Source organism: Burkholderia sp. BCC1644 (assembly GCF_902833225.1).
Classification (GTDB): domain Bacteria; phylum Pseudomonadota; class Gammaproteobacteria; order Burkholderiales; family Burkholderiaceae; genus Burkholderia.
Genome location: NZ_CADFEI010000019.1, coordinates 122,669 through 138,175, shown reverse-complemented (window position 1 = coordinate 138,175; position 15,507 = coordinate 122,669). Strand labels below are relative to the sequence as shown.

Annotated in this window: 14 protein-coding genes; 7 read left to right on the top strand and 7 right to left on the bottom strand. The window is 65.1% G+C overall.

Annotated elements, in window-relative coordinates; genetic code table 11:
* Window positions 1-64 precede the first annotated feature (64 nt).
* Complete coding sequence (locus HWX87_RS30465; protein ID WP_011352970.1) at window positions 65-280, bottom strand: hypothetical protein; 216 nt, start codon at window positions 278-280, stop codon at window positions 65-67.
* Between the two features lie 281 nt (window positions 281-561).
* The gene (locus tag HWX87_RS30460; protein ID WP_176050697.1) at window positions 562-1,140 is read right to left on the bottom strand and encodes a pseudouridine synthase; all 579 of its coding nucleotides are present in this window, start codon (window positions 1,138-1,140) and stop codon (window positions 562-564) included.
* Window positions 1,141-1,417: 277 nt separating this feature from the next.
* Between HWX87_RS30460 and icd the strand changes: the two genes are divergently transcribed.
* Window positions 1,418-2,674 (top strand): NADP-dependent isocitrate dehydrogenase, encoded by a 1,257-nt coding sequence (gene icd / locus HWX87_RS30455; protein ID WP_059233397.1) that lies wholly within the window; start codon window positions 1,418-1,420, stop codon window positions 2,672-2,674.
* 281 nt (window positions 2,675-2,955) lie between these two features.
* Complete coding sequence (locus HWX87_RS30450; RefSeq protein ID WP_176050696.1) at window positions 2,956-5,184, top strand: NADP-dependent isocitrate dehydrogenase; 2,229 nt, start codon at window positions 2,956-2,958, stop codon at window positions 5,182-5,184.
* Between the two features lie 123 nt (window positions 5,185-5,307).
* Here the strand turns inward: HWX87_RS30450 and HWX87_RS30445 are convergent, their stop codons facing one another.
* Window positions 5,308-5,532, bottom strand: coding sequence for a hypothetical protein (locus HWX87_RS30445; RefSeq protein WP_006490888.1), 225 nt, complete (start codon window positions 5,530-5,532; stop codon window positions 5,308-5,310).
* A gap of 622 nt (window positions 5,533-6,154) precedes the next feature.
* On the opposite strand from HWX87_RS30445, the gene HWX87_RS30440 reads away from it, so the two are divergent.
* Complete coding sequence (locus HWX87_RS30440; RefSeq protein ID WP_176050695.1) at window positions 6,155-7,771, top strand: multicopper oxidase family protein; 1,617 nt, start codon at window positions 6,155-6,157, stop codon at window positions 7,769-7,771.
* A gap of 181 nt (window positions 7,772-7,952) precedes the next feature.
* Here the strand turns inward: HWX87_RS30440 and HWX87_RS30435 are convergent, their stop codons facing one another.
* Entirely contained in the window at window positions 7,953-8,156 is a 204-nt protein-coding gene (locus HWX87_RS30435; protein WP_006478030.1) for a cold-shock protein, read from the bottom strand.
* 89 nt (window positions 8,157-8,245) lie between these two features.
* Entirely contained in the window at window positions 8,246-8,413 is a 168-nt protein-coding gene (locus HWX87_RS30430) for a hypothetical protein (protein WP_176050694.1), read from the bottom strand.
* A gap of 290 nt (window positions 8,414-8,703) precedes the next feature.
* Between HWX87_RS30430 and clpS the strand changes: the two genes are divergently transcribed.
* The 4 genes from clpS to HWX87_RS30410 all read left to right on the top strand — a co-directional run bounded on the left by clpS (window position 8,704) and on the right by HWX87_RS30410 (window position 13,703).
* Window positions 8,704-9,018 (top strand): ATP-dependent Clp protease adapter ClpS, encoded by a 315-nt coding sequence (clpS, locus tag HWX87_RS30425; protein ID WP_006398529.1) that lies wholly within the window; start codon window positions 8,704-8,706, stop codon window positions 9,016-9,018.
* Window positions 9,015-11,315, top strand: coding sequence for an ATP-dependent Clp protease ATP-binding subunit ClpA (gene clpA / locus HWX87_RS30420; RefSeq protein WP_175846211.1), 2,301 nt, complete (start codon window positions 9,015-9,017; stop codon window positions 11,313-11,315). Before clpS ends, clpA begins: the two co-directional genes overlap by 4 nt.
* 103 nt (window positions 11,316-11,418) lie before the next feature.
* Window positions 11,419-12,798, top strand: a complete 1,380-nt coding sequence (locus tag HWX87_RS30415; RefSeq protein ID WP_176050693.1) for an amino acid permease — start codon at window positions 11,419-11,421, stop codon at window positions 12,796-12,798.
* A 134-nt stretch (window positions 12,799-12,932) separates the two neighbouring features.
* Entirely contained in the window at window positions 12,933-13,703 is a 771-nt protein-coding gene (locus tag HWX87_RS30410; protein ID WP_176050692.1) for a hypothetical protein, read from the top strand.
* A 54-nt stretch (window positions 13,704-13,757) separates the two neighbouring features.
* Here the strand turns inward: HWX87_RS30410 and dut are convergent, their stop codons facing one another.
* Together dut and coaBC are read right to left on the bottom strand one after the other, a co-directional pair.
* Window positions 13,758-14,204: a dUTP diphosphatase gene (gene dut, locus HWX87_RS30405; protein ID WP_021160741.1), complete on the bottom strand. Its 447-nt coding sequence runs from the start codon at window positions 14,202-14,204 to the stop codon at window positions 13,758-13,760.
* Window positions 14,205-14,259: 55 nt separating this feature from the next.
* Window positions 14,260-15,471, bottom strand: coding sequence for a bifunctional phosphopantothenoylcysteine decarboxylase/phosphopantothenate--cysteine ligase CoaBC (gene coaBC, locus HWX87_RS30400; protein ID WP_176050691.1), 1,212 nt, complete (start codon window positions 15,469-15,471; stop codon window positions 14,260-14,262).
* Window positions 15,472-15,507: the final 36 nt, after the last annotated feature.

The following is a 15,507-nucleotide window of genomic DNA, read 5'->3' as shown; positions in this document are numbered from 1 at the left end:
CCTTTCAACGCCGTAAGAACGGCAAGACTGCGTGTTCTTGACTGCGTTATTACAGCTTGCTTACTTAGTTCGAAGCAGCTGCCGGTGCTGCTGCGTCGCTTGCTGCAGCCTTCTTCGATGCCTTGTGGTGCTTCTTGGCAGCGTGGTGCTTCTTGGCAGCGTGCTTAGCCGGTGCCGAAGCAGCTTCTGCTGCTGCCGGAGCAGCTTCCGGAGCCGAAGCTTGTGCGAAAGCAGCCGTTGCGAAGAGGCCAGCGACCAGAGCGGCGATCAGTTTGTTCATGTTGTGTTCCTCAGCTTTAGTTAATTAACCAAATGACCCGGCAATAGGAGTCATGTCGTCTAACGGTGCCATCCACCTTTCGGTTGACAGACGCTTCGAGAAATTTCTCATTGCGCTGCGGGCGCCGAATCGTATTCGAGAAAAACGTCGCTTTCGTGACGCAAATACGGGTTCGGCTGCCAATGCCGGATAGCTAAGGTTGGCATCTGCGTGGTTTAACGCGCGATCTTCGCAGCCGGTTGACGAAAAAGATGACGAAAAATTCGCGCCTCCCGGATTCGTCATCCGGCGGGCGCGAAACCGTCCCATGGCGCGCGCGGCGGCAGTGCGATTGTTTCGCCCGGCGCAATGCCGAGTGCAAATATATCCAGTGCGCCGACGCCGACGCGCACCAGTCGCAACGTCGGGAAGCCGACCGCGGCCGTCATCCGGCGTACCTGCCGATTCTTGCCTTCGGTGATCGCGAGTTCGATCCACGTGGTCGGGATCGCGGCGCGGTAGCGGATCGGCGGATTGCGCGGCCACAGCGTGTCGGGCGGCTCGATGAACTCGGCGCGGCACGGTCGCGTCACGTAGTCGCCCAGGTTGACGCCGCGCGCGAGCGCCTTCAGGTCGGCCGGGCCGGGCGCGCCCTCGACCTGCGCCCAGTAGCGCTTCACGAGCTTGTGGCGCGGCTCCGCGATGCGCGCCTGCAGCGCGCCGTCGTCGGTGAGCAGCAGCAAGCCTTCGCTGTCCGCGTCCAGCCGGCCGGCCGCATAGACGCCGGGCGTTTTTACCCAGTCGCCGAGCGACGGCCGCGTCTCGTGCGCGGAAAACTGGCAAATCGTGCCGAACGGCTTGTTGAGGGCGATCAGGTTCATGGCAGGGCGCCCACCCGGCCTGCCGCGGGAGGCGGGGGCGGGCGGTCTATGGCAAATGGCGGAATCTTAATGCATAATACGGAACGGCAAGTCCTCTGTCTTATATAAGACATAAGTGAGGTCTTGATACGCAGTGCCGCGGTTCATGCCGAAGTGCCCGGTTGGGGCGCTAGAATAGCGGCTCGCTGTTGCCGTCACGGGGTGGCCATGCCGCGCCCCCGCCGCGCGCGCAGTTTCGACCAGCATCACCTGCTCAGCCACGTCACTGGAGTCGATCATGCCGTATCAGCACATCAAGGTTCCGGAAGGCGGTGACAAGATCACCGTCAACAAGGACTTCTCGCTCAACGTTTCCGATCAGCCGATCATTCCCTATATCGAAGGCGACGGTACGGGCTTCGATATCACGCCGGTCATGATCAAGGTCGTCGACGCGGCGGTCGCGCATGCCTACAAGGGCAAGCGCAAGATCCACTGGATGGAGATCTTCGCGGGCGAGAAGGCGACGAAGGTGTACGGTCCGGACGTGTGGCTCCCGGAAGAAACGCTGCAGGTGCTGAAGGAATACGTGGTGTCGATCAAGGGGCCGCTCACGACCCCGGTCGGCGGCGGCATCCGTTCGCTGAACGTCGCGCTGCGCCAGGAGCTCGACCTGTACGTGTGCCTGCGACCGGTCCAGTACTTCAAGGGCGTGCCGTCGCCGGTGCGCGAGCCGCAGAAGATCGACATGGTGATCTTCCGCGAGAACTCGGAAGACATCTACGCGGGCATCGAATGGGCCGCGGGTTCCGAGCAGGCGAAGAAGGTCATCAAGTTCCTGCAGGACGAGATGGGCGTGAAGAAGATCCGCTTCCCGGAAACCTCGGGGATCGGCGTCAAGCCCGTGTCGACCGAAGGCACCGAGCGTCTCGTGCGCAAGGCGATCCAGTACGCGATCGACAACGATCGCAAGTCGGTCACGCTGGTGCACAAGGGCAACATCATGAAGTTCACGGAAGGCCTGTTCCGTGACGCCGGCTACGCGCTCGCGCAGAAGGAATTCGGCGGCGAGCTGATCGACGGCGGTCCGTGGATGCGCGTGAAGAACCCGAAGACGGGCAACGAGATCGTGATCAAGGATTCGATCGCCGACGCATTCCTGCAGCAGATCCTGCTGCGCCCGGCCGAATACGACGTGATCGCGACGCTGAACCTGAACGGCGACTACATCTCCGACGCACTGGCCGCGCAGGTCGGCGGCATCGGGATCGCGCCGGGCGCGAACCTGTCGGATTCGGTCGCGATGTTCGAGGCGACGCACGGCACGGCACCGAAGTACGCAGGCAAGGATTACGTGAACCCCGGTTCCGAGATCCTGTCGGCGGAAATGATGCTGCGCCACCTCGGCTGGACGGAAGCGGCCGACACGATCATCGCCTCGATGGAGAAGTCGATCCTGCAGAAGCGCGTCACGTACGACTTCGCGCGGCTGATGGAAGGCGCGACGCAGGTGTCGTGCTCCGGCTTCGGCGAAGTGCTGATCGAGAACATGTAAGACCCCTTCCGGGGTAGGCCGGCAGGTTGCCGGCCGCCCCGGCGCTGACTGCCGGCGCCGGAGCGTTTCGTGGATGGCAGGTTTGTTGGCAGGGCGGTCCGGCATGCGGGCCGCGGCGCCGCGATGCGGCCCGGAGGCCCTGCAAGGTAGAACATGACGGCCCTCGCAACACCACCGCCCGGCTGAGCCGGCGTGCCCCTTTCGCGACCGACCCGGTCGCTCCCCGCCGGTTACCGCCGGCGCTCCTCAGTCCAAAATTTTCACGTAGCAACGCATCGACCATGTCCACTTCGCCCAAGATCATCTACACCCTCACCGACGAAGCGCCCGCGCTCGCGACCTATTCGCTGCTGCCGATCGTCAAGGCCTTCACGCGCTCGTCCGGCGTCGCCGTCGAAACGCGCGACATCTCGCTCGCCGGCCGCATCATCGCGGCATTCGCAGACGTCCTGCCGCCTGAGCAGAAGGGTTCCGACGATCTGGCCGAGCTGGGCCAGCTCACGCTGAAGCCGGAAGCGAACATCATCAAGCTGCCGAACATCAGCGCATCGGTGCCGCAGCTGAAGGCCGCGATCGCGGAACTGCAGGCGCAGGGCTTCAAGCTGCCGGCCTACCCGGAAGATCCGTCGACGGACGAAGAGAAGGCGGTCAAGGCCCGCTACGACAAGATCAAGGGCAGCGCGGTGAACCCGGTGCTGCGCGAAGGCAACTCCGACCGCCGCGCGCCGCTGTCGGTCAAGAACTACGCACGCAAGCATCCGCACAAGATGGGCGCGTGGAAGGCCACGTCGAAGGCACACGTCGCGCACATGAGCGAAGGCGACTTCTACGGCAGCGAGAAGTCGGCGCTGATCGCCGATGCCGGCAGCGTGAAGATCGAACTCACGACGACGGACGGCGCGAAGAAGGTGCTGAAGGAAAAGACGGCCGTGAAGGCCGGTGAAGTCATCGACGCATCGGTGATGAGCCGCAATGCGCTGCGCAGCTTCATCGACGCGCAGATCGCCGACGCGAAGGCGCAGGACGTGCTGTTCTCGGTGCACCTGAAGGCGACCATGATGAAGGTCTCGGATCCGATCCTGTTCGGTCACTTCGTGTCGGTGTTCTACCGCGACGCGCTCGCGAAGCACGCGGACGTGCTGGCGCAGGCCGGCTTCAACCCGAACAACGGGATCGGCGACCTGTACGCGCGCCTGAAGGACCTGCCGGCCGACACGCGCGAAGCGATCGAAGCCGACATCAAGGCCGAATACGCGGTGCGTCCGCGCCTCGCGATGGTCAACTCGGACAAGGGCATCACGAACCTGCACGTGCCGAGCGACGTGATCGTCGACGCGTCGATGCCGGCGATGATCCGCGATTCGGGCGGCATGTGGGGTCCGGACGGCGCACTGTACGACGCGAAGGCCGTGATTCCGGACCGTTGCTACGCAGGCGTCTACCAGGCCGTGATCGAGGATTGCAAGCAACACGGCGCATTCGATCCGGTCACGATGGGCAGCGTGCCGAACGTCGGCCTGATGGCGCAGGCGGCCGAAGAATACGGTTCGCATGACAAGACGTTCCAGATCCCGGCGGACGGCGTCGTGCGCGTCACCGACGAAGCCGGCAACGTGCTGCTCGAGCACGCAGTGGAATCGGGCGACATCTGGCGCATGTGCCAGACGAAGGACGCACCGGTGCAGGACTGGGTCAAGCTCGCGGTGAACCGCGCGCGCGCGACCGGCGCACCGGCCGTGTTCTGGCTCGACCCGGCGCGTGCACACGATGCGCAGATCATCGCGAAGGTCGAACGCTACCTGAAGGATCACGACACGAACGGTCTCGACATCCGCGTGATGACGCCGGTCGACGCGACGCGTTTCTCGCTCGAGCGCATCCGCGCGGGCAAGGACACGATCTCGGTCACCGGCAACGTGCTGCGCGACTACCTGACCGACCTGTTCCCGATCATGGAGCTCGGCACCAGCGCGAAGATGCTGTCGATCGTGCCGCTGATGGCCGGCGGCGGGATGTTCGAAACGGGTGCGGGCGGCTCGGCGCCGAAGCACGTGCAGCAGTTCGTCGAGGAAGGCTTCCTGCGCTGGGATTCGCTCGGCGAATTCCTCGCACTGGCTGCGTCGCTCGAACACCTCGGCAACGCGTACCAGAACCCGAAGGCGGTCGTGCTCGCGAAGACGCTCGACCAGGCAACCGGCAAGTTCCTGGACGAGAACAAGTCGCCGGCGCGCAAGGTCGGTGGCCTCGACAACCGCGGCAGCCACTTCTACCTGTGCCTGTACTGGGCGCAGGCGCTGGCCGAGCAGACCGAGGACGCCGCGCTGAAGGCGCAGTTCGAAGGTGTGGCGAAGGCGCTGTCCGACAGCGAAGCGCGCATCCTGGAAGAACTGGCGGCCGCGCAAGGCAAGGCGCAGGCGATCGGCGGCTACTACCGTCCGAACGTCGAGCAGACGAGCCAGGCGATGCGCCCGAGCGCGACGCTGAACGGCATCGTCGACGCAGTCGCCTGACGCGGGCCGCGCCATCGCGCGAGCCAATGCGCGTGTCGACACGGCACGGTTAGCCGTTCGCCGTCCGGCACCCAATAAAAACGCCCCGGTCGCCCGGGGCGTTTTTCGTTGCTGGCTTGTCATTCAGACGTGAACGATTTCCCATTCGGCGATTTCATGCGGCACTTCGAGCGTCGCCGTGTCCAGTTCGGACAGTTGCTCGCAGTCGCCGCGGGAGATGTGGTCGGCCGCCACTTCGGGGCACGAGAACGCGCCGAGCAGGGCGTTGCCGAACGTCGCTTCCCAGCCGCCGTTACCCGGCAGGATGTAGAACGACCCGAGCGCTGAACCAAAGCGAAATCCCTTCATTTCCGTTCTCCCTTTCTGATCACAAGCGATTCTGGTGTGCCGCCTGCCGGTTCGGCCGGCTGTGGCCCGACTGGCTGCTGCGCCGGGTTCCGTATCGAACGTCGTGGCGAAGCGTCAGTGCATGGGACAAAGTCTACGTCCGCGGCCCGGTCGGATGGTGCATGTAGAATGGCTTCTCGAAACAAAAATTCTCTTTTAAAAACAAGTAATTATTTTCAACGTTTTGTATTGCGGAACGTTTTTTGGCATCGCGAAACGGGAAATTTGTGCCCTGCACCACGAATTTTTACAACGCAGGGACTTGTTCCACATCGTGAAAAATCGGTGGTTTGGCGGAGAGGGGGATCGGCGCGCGCCAGCGTAGTGGCGAACGGCAGGCGCCAAGCGGGCGGACGGATGCGGCGGCGAGCGCGGTTCGGCGCGGGGCGTGAAGGCCGACGAACGGCGGTGCAAAGCCGCGCTGCGGCGTATCGCCGCCCGATCGGTGGCGGCGTTTTTCGATAGGAGCCTGCGGTTATGATGACGCGGGCATCAGGTTTCGCGTCGCGCACCGGCGGTCCAGCCGGCCGGCGCACGCGTCGCAGTTGTTGGGCGACGCTGCATGGATAACGAGGATCGATTGATGATACGGAGAACCTTCCTGTCGCGCGCCATCGGCGTCGCGGCCGCGTCGCTGTTCGCGCGCACCGCGTGGGCGCAGCATGCCGGTCACGCGGGCATGGCCGGCATGGATTCGATGGACGACATGCCCGGCATGTCGGGTATGTCAGGAATGTCCGGCATGTCGGGGCATGCGCAGCACGGCAAGCCCGCAACGGCCGCGCTCGCGGCCGCCGACGCACTGCCGGCCGGCGCGCCGCTCGCGGCGTTGCGCACGCTCGCGAACGAAAGCCGCGATCCCGGCACGTTCCGGGCCACGCTGGTCGCGCAGCCTGTCGCGCGCCCGATGCTGCGCGGGGCGCGGCCGACCACGTTCTGGCAGTTCGGCGCGGGCGCGCAAGGCCCCGTCGTCGGCCCGCTGATCGACGTGCGCGAGGGCGACACGGTCGAAATCAAGTTCGTGAACAAGCTGCCGCAGCCGTCGACGATCCACTGGCACGGCCTGCCCGTGCCGCCCGACCAGGACGGCAATCCGTCCGATCCCGTCGCGCCCGGCGCATCGCGCGTATATCGCTTCACGCTGCCGAAGGGCAGCGCCGGCACCTACTGGTACCACCCGCATCCGCACATGATGACGGCCGAGCAGGTGTTTCGCGGGCTGGCCGGCCCGTTCGTCGTGCGCGCCGCGGACGATCCGCTCGCCGGCTGGCCCGAGCGCAACCTGTTCGTGTCGGACCTGAAGCTTGCGCGCGACGGCACGATTGCGCCGAACGACATGATGGACTGGATGAACGGCCGCGAAGGCCAGTTCGTACTGGTCAACGGCGCGCGCCGGCCGCGTATCGACGTCGCGGGCGACGAGCGCTGGCGCGTGTGGAACGCGTGCAGCGCGCGCTACCTGCGTGTCGCGTTCGATGACGGCCGTGCGTTCGAGCATGCGGGGACCGACGGCGGGCTGTTCGATGCGCCGCGTCGCGTGACGTCGCTGCTGATCGCGCCGGGCGAACGCGCGGAACTGCTGGTGCGCGCCGGTGACCGTGCGTCGCGCGTGGTGCTGCAGGCGGCCGAGTACGACCGCCGCAAGATGGCGATGTCGCACGACGACGGTCACGGCAGCCTGCCGCCCGACCCGGCGCTGGCGCTGGCCGATGTCGCGTTTGCGCCCGCCGCCGCGCGTGCGTTGCCGGCCACGCTGCGCGCGGTGCCGCCGCTGGGCGAGCCGGTCGCGCACAAGACGGTCGCGTTCGGCGAGGAAATGGACATGGACGCGATGATGAAGGGCGCGGCGCAAGGCCGGCCGGCCGGCATGCGTTTCATGATCAACGGCGAAACCTACGCGGCGCACCGCGCGACGTTGACGAGCCGCCGCGGCGACGTCGAACGCTGGGAGATTCGCAATACCACCGACATGGATCACCCGTTCCACCTGCACGGCACGCAGTTCCAGGTGATCGAGCGTGCGTCGGGCGGCTCGCGCACGACCGAACCGTTTCGCGCATGGCGCGATACCGTGAACGTGCGCAGCGGTGAAACGGTGTCGATTCTCGTCACGCAAGACATGCCCGGAGAGCGCATGTTTCATTGCCACATTCTCGAACACGAGGATCTCGGCATGATGGGCACGCTGAAGGTCGTGTAACGACGTGGTGAATATGTTTCACGCGCAGGATCGATATCCGATCTGCGTGTGTGACAAGACAATGTGTGTTCAATTATCGGGATTGAACGAAAAGGCCGGCCAATCGATTATCGATTGGCCGGCCTCAAAAAAAGAAACCCGGCGCAATGCGCCGGGTTTCTTCGTCCGATATCCGATGCCTTTATGCGGCCTGGATGTTCGACGCTTGCTTGCCCTTCGGTCCTTGAACGACGTCAAAGCTCACCTTCTGGCCTTCCTTCAGCGTCTTGAAGCCATTCATGGTGATAGCCGAGAAGTGCGCAAACAGATCCTCACCGCCCTCGTCGGGAGTGATGAAACCGAAGCCCTTCGCGTCGTTGAACCACTTAACGATACCAGTTGCCATTTTCCTACTTCCCCTGTCACACAGTCGCTGCTACTTACCACGAGCACGCTCGAAAAGCTAAACGACTGCAAAATGCAGTCGTTCCCCCCTCACAAGCTCACCTCGGCCTCTTTCATTTCGCCAACCGGCAAATTGAAAAAAGTGCCAGCTTGATTGTTGGCGCTCTTTATTGGAGTGTCAAGTGGAATTTTTAGACGTTTAGAGGGTCGTTGTAAAGAACCCATTTTCAGGGTTTTTCCGGCTTTGCTTTGCAGCATGCCGCCAAGCGCGGGGTCTTGAAAAGCCGCATAATCGGCTCATATACCAGGCTCGAGTGACACGCGTTCGAGTCGTCCCGGCTTGTGGGATACTGGATGCGGACACGACGTTCCGGTGCAGTTGCCCCCTGACGGTTCGTGTTCCGCGCCACGCGTGAAAGCCGGCACCGCAGCCGGCTTTCGTATGGCACGAGGACGATCGCGTGTTCCGGGATACCGGGGAGGGCGCCGGCCGGTCGGTCGGGTTATGGCAGGATTGCGGGCCTGTCCGAGTTGTTTAGAATGGGTGTATGGCGATTATCCCGGACAAGCAGGACAGTACCGTCCTGGAACGCAAGCAGCAGAAGCTCAAGCCGCCTTCGATGTACAAGGTGGTGCTGCTGAACGACGACTTCACGCCGATGGAATTCGTCGTGATGGTGGTCCAGGAGTATTTCAAGAAGGATCGCGAGACGGCCACGCAGATCATGCTGAAGGTCCATCGCGAAGGGCGAGGAGTTTGTGGGGTCTATACGCGGGACATCGCGTCGACCAAGGTTGAGCAAGTCGTTACCCATGCGCGGCAGGCCGGGCATCCGCTGCAGTGCGTGATGGAGGAAGCATGATTGCCCAGGAATTGGAAGTCAGCCTGCACATGGCGTTCATGGAAGCACGCCAGGCGCGCCATGAGTTCATTACGGTCGAGCATCTGCTGCTGGCCCTGCTGGATAATCCGACGGCAGCCGAGGTGTTGCGCGCGTGCGCGGCAAACATCGAGGACTTGCGTCAGAACCTGCGCAATTTCATCCACGACAACACACCTACCGTCCCGGGTACCGACGATGTCGATACCCAGCCGACGCTCGGTTTCCAGCGCGTGATCCAGCGCGCGATCATGCACGTCCAGTCGACGTCGAACGGCAAGAAGGAAGTCACCGGCGCGAACGTGCTGGTCGCGATCTTCGGCGAGAAGGATTCGCATGCCGTGTACTACCTGCAGCAGCAGGGCGTTACGCGCCTCGACGTGGTGAACTTCATTTCGCACGGCATCGCGAAGACGAACAACGGCGAAGCCGCGAAGTCGACCGACGCGAATGCGGAAAGCGAAGACGCGAACGCGCAGAAGGAAACGCCGCTCGCGCAGTTCACGCAGAACCTGAACCAGATGGCGAAGGACGGCCGCATCGATCCGCTGATCGGGCGCGAGCCCGAGGTCGAGCGCGTCGTGCAGGTGCTGTGCCGTCGCCGCAAGAACAACCCGCTGCTCGTCGGCGAGGCTGGCGTGGGCAAGACCGCGATCGCGGAAGGGCTCGCGTATCGCATCACGCGCGGCGAAGTGCCGGACATCCTCGCGAACGCGCAGGTCTATTCGCTCGACATGGGCGCGCTGCTCGCGGGCACCAAGTATCGCGGCGATTTCGAGCAGCGTCTGAAGACGGTGCTGAAGGAACTGAAGGAGCGCCCGCACGCGATCCTGTTCATCGACGAAATCCACACGCTGATCGGCGCGGGCGCCGCGTCGGGCGGCACGCTCGATGCGTCGAACCTGCTGAAGCCGGCGCTGTCGTCGGGCACGCTCAAGTGCATCGGCGCGACCACGTTCACCGAGTACCGCGGCATCTTCGAGAAGGATGCGGCGCTGTCGCGGCGCTTCCAGAAGGTCGACGTGAGCGAGCCGACCGTCGAGCAGACGGTCGCGATCCTGCGCGGCCTGAAGTCGCGCTTCGAGGAGCATCACGGCGTCAAGTATTCGTCGGGTGCGCTGTCGGCCGCGGCCGAACTGTCGGCGCGCTTCATCACCGACCGTCACCTGCCGGACAAGGCGATCGACGTGATCGACGAGGCGGGCGCCGCGCAGCGCATCCTGCCGAAGTCGAAGCAGAAGAAGACGATCGGCAAGAGCGAGATCGAGGAAATCATCTCGAAGATCGCGCGTGTGCCGCCGCAGAGCGTGTCGCAGGACGATCGCAGCAAGCTGCAGACGCTCGACCGCGACCTGAAGAGCGTCGTGTTCGGCCAGGATCCGGCGATCGACGCGCTCGCGGCCTCGATCAAGATGGCGCGCGCGGGCCTCGGCAAGATGGACAAGCCGATCGGCGCGTTCCTGTTCTCCGGCCCGACGGGCGTCGGCAAGACCGAAGTGGCGCGCCAGCTCGCGTTCACGCTCGGCATCGAGCTGATCCGCTTCGACATGTCGGAATACATGGAGCGTCATGCGGTGAGCCGGCTGATCGGCGCGCCGCCGGGCTACGTCGGGTTCGACCAGGGCGGGCTGCTGACCGAAGCCGTCACGAAGAAGCCGCATTGCGTGCTGCTGCTCGACGAAATCGAGAAGGCGCATCCGGACATCTACAACGTGCTGCTGCAGGTGATGGACCACGGCACGCTGACGGACAACAACGGCCGCAAGGCGGATTTCCGCAACGTCATCATCATCATGACGACGAACGCCGGCGCCGAGTCGATGCAGAAGGCGACGATCGGCTTCACGACGCGCCGCGAGACGGGCGACGAGATGACCGACATCAAGCGCCTGTTCACGCCGGAGTTCCGCAACCGCCTGGATTCGATCATCAGCTTCCGCTCGCTCGATGAGGAAATCATCATGCGCGTGGTCGACAAGTTCCTGATCCAGCTCGAGGAACAGCTGCACGAGAAGAAGGTCGACGCGCTCTTCACCGACGCGTTGCGCAAGCATCTCGCGAAGCACGGCTTCGACCCGCTGATGGGCGCGCGGCCGATGCAGCGGCTGATCCAGGACACGATCCGGCGCGCGCTGGCCGACGAACTGCTGTTCGGCAAGCTCGTCAACGGCGGTCACGTGACGGTCGACGTCGACGAAAACGACAAGGTGCTGTTGTCGTTCGACAAGCTGGCGAATCCGCCGCACAAGCCGAACGAAGAGACGGTCGAAGTCGAGTAAGCGATAATTCGTTGTTCATGCGAACGGCGCGGGAAGTTTTCCGCGCCGTTTCGTTTTATCCGGCGCCGGCGGCGCAATGGTGGTGCAGGGGAGTGGTAACGCAGTGACACAACAACAACGGTCGTTCGACGATATCGTCGCGCGCGAACAAGGGTTGCGCCATGCGCTGACGTCGGGGCAGATGGCGATGATCGCGATCGGCGGCGCGATCGGCACGGGGCTGTTCCTCGGCAGCGGGTTCGCGATCGGGCTTGCGGGCCCGAGCGTGCTCGTTTCCTATGCGATCGGCGCGCTGATCGCGCTGCTGCTGATGGGCGCGCTCGCGGAAATGACCGTCGCGCATCCGACGGCCGGCTCGTTCGGCGCGTATGCCGAGCACTACGTCGGCCCGCTCGCGGGCTTCCTGGTGCGCTATGCGTACTGGTTCGCGGTCGTGTTCGCGATCGGTACCGAAATCAGCGCGATCGCCGTGTTCATGAAGTACTGGTTCCCGGCCGTGCCCGGCTGGTACTGGGTGATCGGCTTCTCCGCGCTGCTGATCGCCGTGAACCTGGCCAGCGTCACGCTGTACGGCACGGTCGAATATGCGTTCTCGCTGCTGAAGATCGCGGCGATCGTCGTGTTCATCGTGCTCGGCGCGTATCTGGTCTGGTCCGCGCCGGCCGCATCGGGCATCGGCTTTGCGAACTACACCGCGCACGGCGGCTTCATGCCGAAGGGGCCGTGGGGCACCTGGGTCGCGGTGATCGTCGCGATCTTCAGCTACATGAGCATCGAAGCCGTCGCGATCGCGGCCGGCGAGGCGCGCGATCCGCAGCACGCGGTCACGCGGGCGTTCCGCTCGACCGTGTTCCGGCTCGTGCTGTTCTACCTGCTGACGCTGTCGCTGATGCTCGCGATCGTGCCGTGGACGGCGGCCGGCACCGACGAAAGCCCGTTCGTGAAGGTGATGGCCGCCACGCACGTGCCGTACGCGGCGGGCGTGATCAATTTCGTGTTGCTGATCGCGGCGCTGTCGGCGATGAACAGCCAGCTCTACGTGACGACGCGGATGATGTTCAGCCTGTCGCGTGCGCGGCTCGCGCCTGCGGTGTTCGGCCGGCTCGGCACGAACGGCGTGCCGCGCGCGGCGCTGTGGATTTCGACCAGCGGCGTCGCGGTCGCGGCCGTGCTGGTCGCGCTGGCGCCCGACACCGCGTTCACCGTGATGATGGCGATCGCGATGTTCGGCGCGCTGTTCACGTGGCTGATGATCTTCGTCACGCACCTGCGCTTCCGGTCGCAGTACCGCGGCCCGGCGCTCGCGTTCCGGATGTGGGGGCACCCGTTCGGCAGCCTGCTCGGCGCAGCGCTCGTCGCGGCGATCCTGTTCACGACCGCGTTCACGCGCGAATTCCGGATGACGATGGTGGTCGGCGTCGTGTTCGTCGTCTTGCTGACGCTCGCATACGCACTGCATTACCGGCACGAACACGCACGCTGACCGCGCCGGAATCCCCCCCGCACGGCTCTTCACGCCCGCTAAGGTTCCGTTAAGCCTGCGGCGACTACATTCGATCCTGTCCGCAAGGCGGGCCGGCACGCGCCGGCTCGCCGCTTCCTGCAAATGGGGTTCGAATGAACAAACTTCCCGAAATTACGCTCGCGTTCTGGATCATGAAGATCTGCGCGACGACGCTCGGCGAGACCGGCGGCGACCTGCTGTCGATGACGCTGAACGTCGGCTACGCGGTGAGCTCGATCCTGCTGTTCGGTTTCTTTCTCGTGACGCTGGGCGCACAGCTCAGGACGACACGCTATCGCCCGGCGATCTACTGGGCCGTGATTGTCGCGACGAGTACGGCCGGCACGACGATGTCCGACTTCATGGACCGCACGCTCGGCCTCGGCTACGCGGCCGGCTCGTCGATCCTCGTCGCGATCCTGCTGGCGATCTTCGCGGTCTGGCGCCTGAGCGGCGAATCGCTGTCGGTCGACCTGATCCGCACGCGCAAGGTCGAGCTGCTGTACTGGATCGCGATCCTGTTCTCGAACACGCTCGGCACCGCACTCGGCGACTTCCTCGCGGACAGCTCGGGGCTCGGCTTCGGCGGCGGCGCGCTGCTGATCGGCGGGCTGCTGGCGGTGATCGTGCTCGCGCACTACTTCACGCGGATCTCCGGCGTGCTGTTGTTCTGGGCCGCGTTCGTGCTCACGCGTCCGTTCGGCGCGACGGTCGGCGACCTGCTGACGAAGCCGGTCGCGAAGGGCGGCCTCGCGCTCGGCACGGTCGGGTCGTCGGCCGTACTGCTCGGTGTGCTGGTCGCGCTGGTGATCTACGCGAGCGTCGCGCAGGCGCGGCGACGCGAACCGGTGCCCGCGCGGATCGCGCAGCCGGTCGGCGAATGACATCCGACGGAAAAAGAAAAGGGGCCGCGAGGCCCCTTTTTCGTGCAGTGCCGCTCAGTGGCGGCCGGTGCTGCCGAAGCCGCCTTCGCCGCGATCGCTCTCGGCGAAATCGTCGACGATGTTGAACTGCGCCTGCACGACCGGCACGATCACGAGCTGCGCGAGCCGTTCGAACGGGTTCAGCACGAACTCGGTCTGGCCGCGGTTCCACGTCGAGACCATCAGCTGGCCCTGGTAGTCGGAGTCGATCAGGCCGACGAGATTGCCGAGCACGATCCCGTGCTTGTGGCCGAGGCCCGAGCGCGGCAGGATCAGCGCCGCATAGCCGGGATCGGCGAGGTGGATCGCGAGGCCCGTCGGCACGAGCGTCGTTTCGCCCGGCTGCAGCGTGACCGGCGCGTCGAGGCACGCGCGCAGGTCGAGGCCCGCGCTGCCGGTGGTTGCGTAGGCGGGCAGGTAGTCGCGCATGCGCGCGTCGAGAATCTTCAGGTCGAGTTTCATGCGGTCGTGGAATCGGTCGGGAAGGGCGCGGCGGCAAGCGCCGCCGCGCAGGTGATCAGATCAGGCGGTTGTCGGGCAGGCGCTTCGCGATTTCCGCGACGAGCGCATGCGCGAGTTCGTCCTTCGGTGCGCGCGGCAGGCGCGTGAGGCCGGCCGCTTCGAACAGCACGACTTCGTTGTCGTCGCGGCCGAACGTCAGCGGGCCGAGGTTGCCGATCAGCAGCGGCACGTTCTTGCGCTTGCGCTTCTCGTCGCCGTGCACGTCGAGGTCGCCGCTCTCGGCCGCGAAGCCGACGCAGAACGGCGGATCGGGCAGCGCCGCGACCGACGCGAGGATGTCCGGGTTCTCGACGAACGCGAGCGTCGGCATCTTGCGGTCGGCCGTCTTCTTCATCTTGTGCTCGGCCGGCTGATCGACGCGCCAGTCTGCCACCGCGGCCACTGCGATGAAGATGTCGGCATCGGCGACCGCATGCATCACCGCGTCGTACATCTGCTGCGCGGTCTGCACGTCCTGGCGATAAACCCCCCACGGCGTATCGAGCGCGACCGGCCCCGCGACGAGATGCACGTCGGCGCCGGCCTGTTGCGCGGCGCGCGCGAGCGCGAAGCCCATCTTGCCGCTCGAGCGGTTCGTGAGGCCGCGCACGGGGTCGAGCGGTTCGAACGTCGGCCCGGCCGTGATCAGCACGCGCCGGTGCGCGAGCACCTTCGGCGCGAAGTGCGCGACGATCGCTTCATAGATCGCTTCGGGTTCGAGCATGCGGCCGTCGCCGACTTCGCCGCATGCCTGCGCGCCCGAATCCGGGCCGAGCACCGACACGCCGTCCGCGCGCAGTTGCGCGGCGTTGCGCTGCGTGGCCGGGTTCTGCCACATCTGGCGGTTCATTGCGGGGACGACGAGCAGCGGACAGTCGCGTGCGACGCACAGCGTCGACAGCAGATCGTCCGCGAACCCGTGCGCGAGCTTCGCGAGGAAGTCCGTCGACGCGGGCGCGATCACGATCGCGTCGGCTTCGCGCGACAGGTCGATGTGCGCCATGTTGTTGTCGATGCGCGCGTCCCACTGGCTCGTATAGACGGGCCGGCCCGACAGCGCCTGCATCGTGACGGGCGTGATGAACTGGGTGGCCGCTTCGGTCATCGCGACCTGCACGGTCGCGCCGGCCTTCACGAGCAGCCGCGTCAGCTCGGCGATCTTGTAGCAGGCGATGCCGCCCGTCAGGCCGAGAACGAGGTGTTTTCCTGCGAGTTCTGCGTGTGCCAACTCAGGCCTCCAAGGGTCAAACGGAACGGCCGGCGC

Bases quoted from the DNA above. Each gene is read 5' to 3' on its own strand.
- dut (WP_021160741.1), bottom strand. From the start codon at position 14,204: ATGAAACTCGACCTGAAGATTCTCGACGCGCGCATGCGCGACTACCTG.
- HWX87_RS30465 (WP_011352970.1), bottom strand. From the start codon at position 280: ATGAACAAACTGATCGCCGCTCTGGTCGCTGGCCTCTTCGCAACGGCT.
- HWX87_RS30450 (WP_176050696.1), top strand. From the start codon at position 2,956: ATGTCCACTTCGCCCAAGATCATCTACACCCTCACCGACGAAGCGCCC.
- HWX87_RS30440 (WP_176050695.1), top strand. From the start codon at position 6,155: ATGATACGGAGAACCTTCCTGTCGCGCGCCATCGGCGTCGCGGCCGCG.
- HWX87_RS30435 (WP_006478030.1), bottom strand. From the start codon at position 8,156: ATGGCAACTGGTATCGTTAAGTGGTTCAACGACGCGAAGGGCTTCGGT.
- HWX87_RS30410 (WP_176050692.1), top strand. From the start codon at position 12,933: ATGAACAAACTTCCCGAAATTACGCTCGCGTTCTGGATCATGAAGATC.
- HWX87_RS30445 (WP_006490888.1), bottom strand. From the start codon at position 5,532: ATGAAGGGATTTCGCTTTGGTTCAGCGCTCGGGTCGTTCTACATCCTG.
- clpS (WP_006398529.1), top strand. From the start codon at position 8,704: ATGGCGATTATCCCGGACAAGCAGGACAGTACCGTCCTGGAACGCAAG.
- clpA (WP_175846211.1), top strand. From the start codon at position 9,015: ATGATTGCCCAGGAATTGGAAGTCAGCCTGCACATGGCGTTCATGGAA.
- HWX87_RS30430 (WP_176050694.1), bottom strand. From the start codon at position 8,413: ATGCTGCAAAGCAAAGCCGGAAAAACCCTGAAAATGGGTTCTTTACAA.
- icd (WP_059233397.1), top strand. From the start codon at position 1,418: ATGCCGTATCAGCACATCAAGGTTCCGGAAGGCGGTGACAAGATCACC.
- HWX87_RS30460 (WP_176050697.1), bottom strand. From the start codon at position 1,140: ATGAACCTGATCGCCCTCAACAAGCCGTTCGGCACGATTTGCCAGTTT.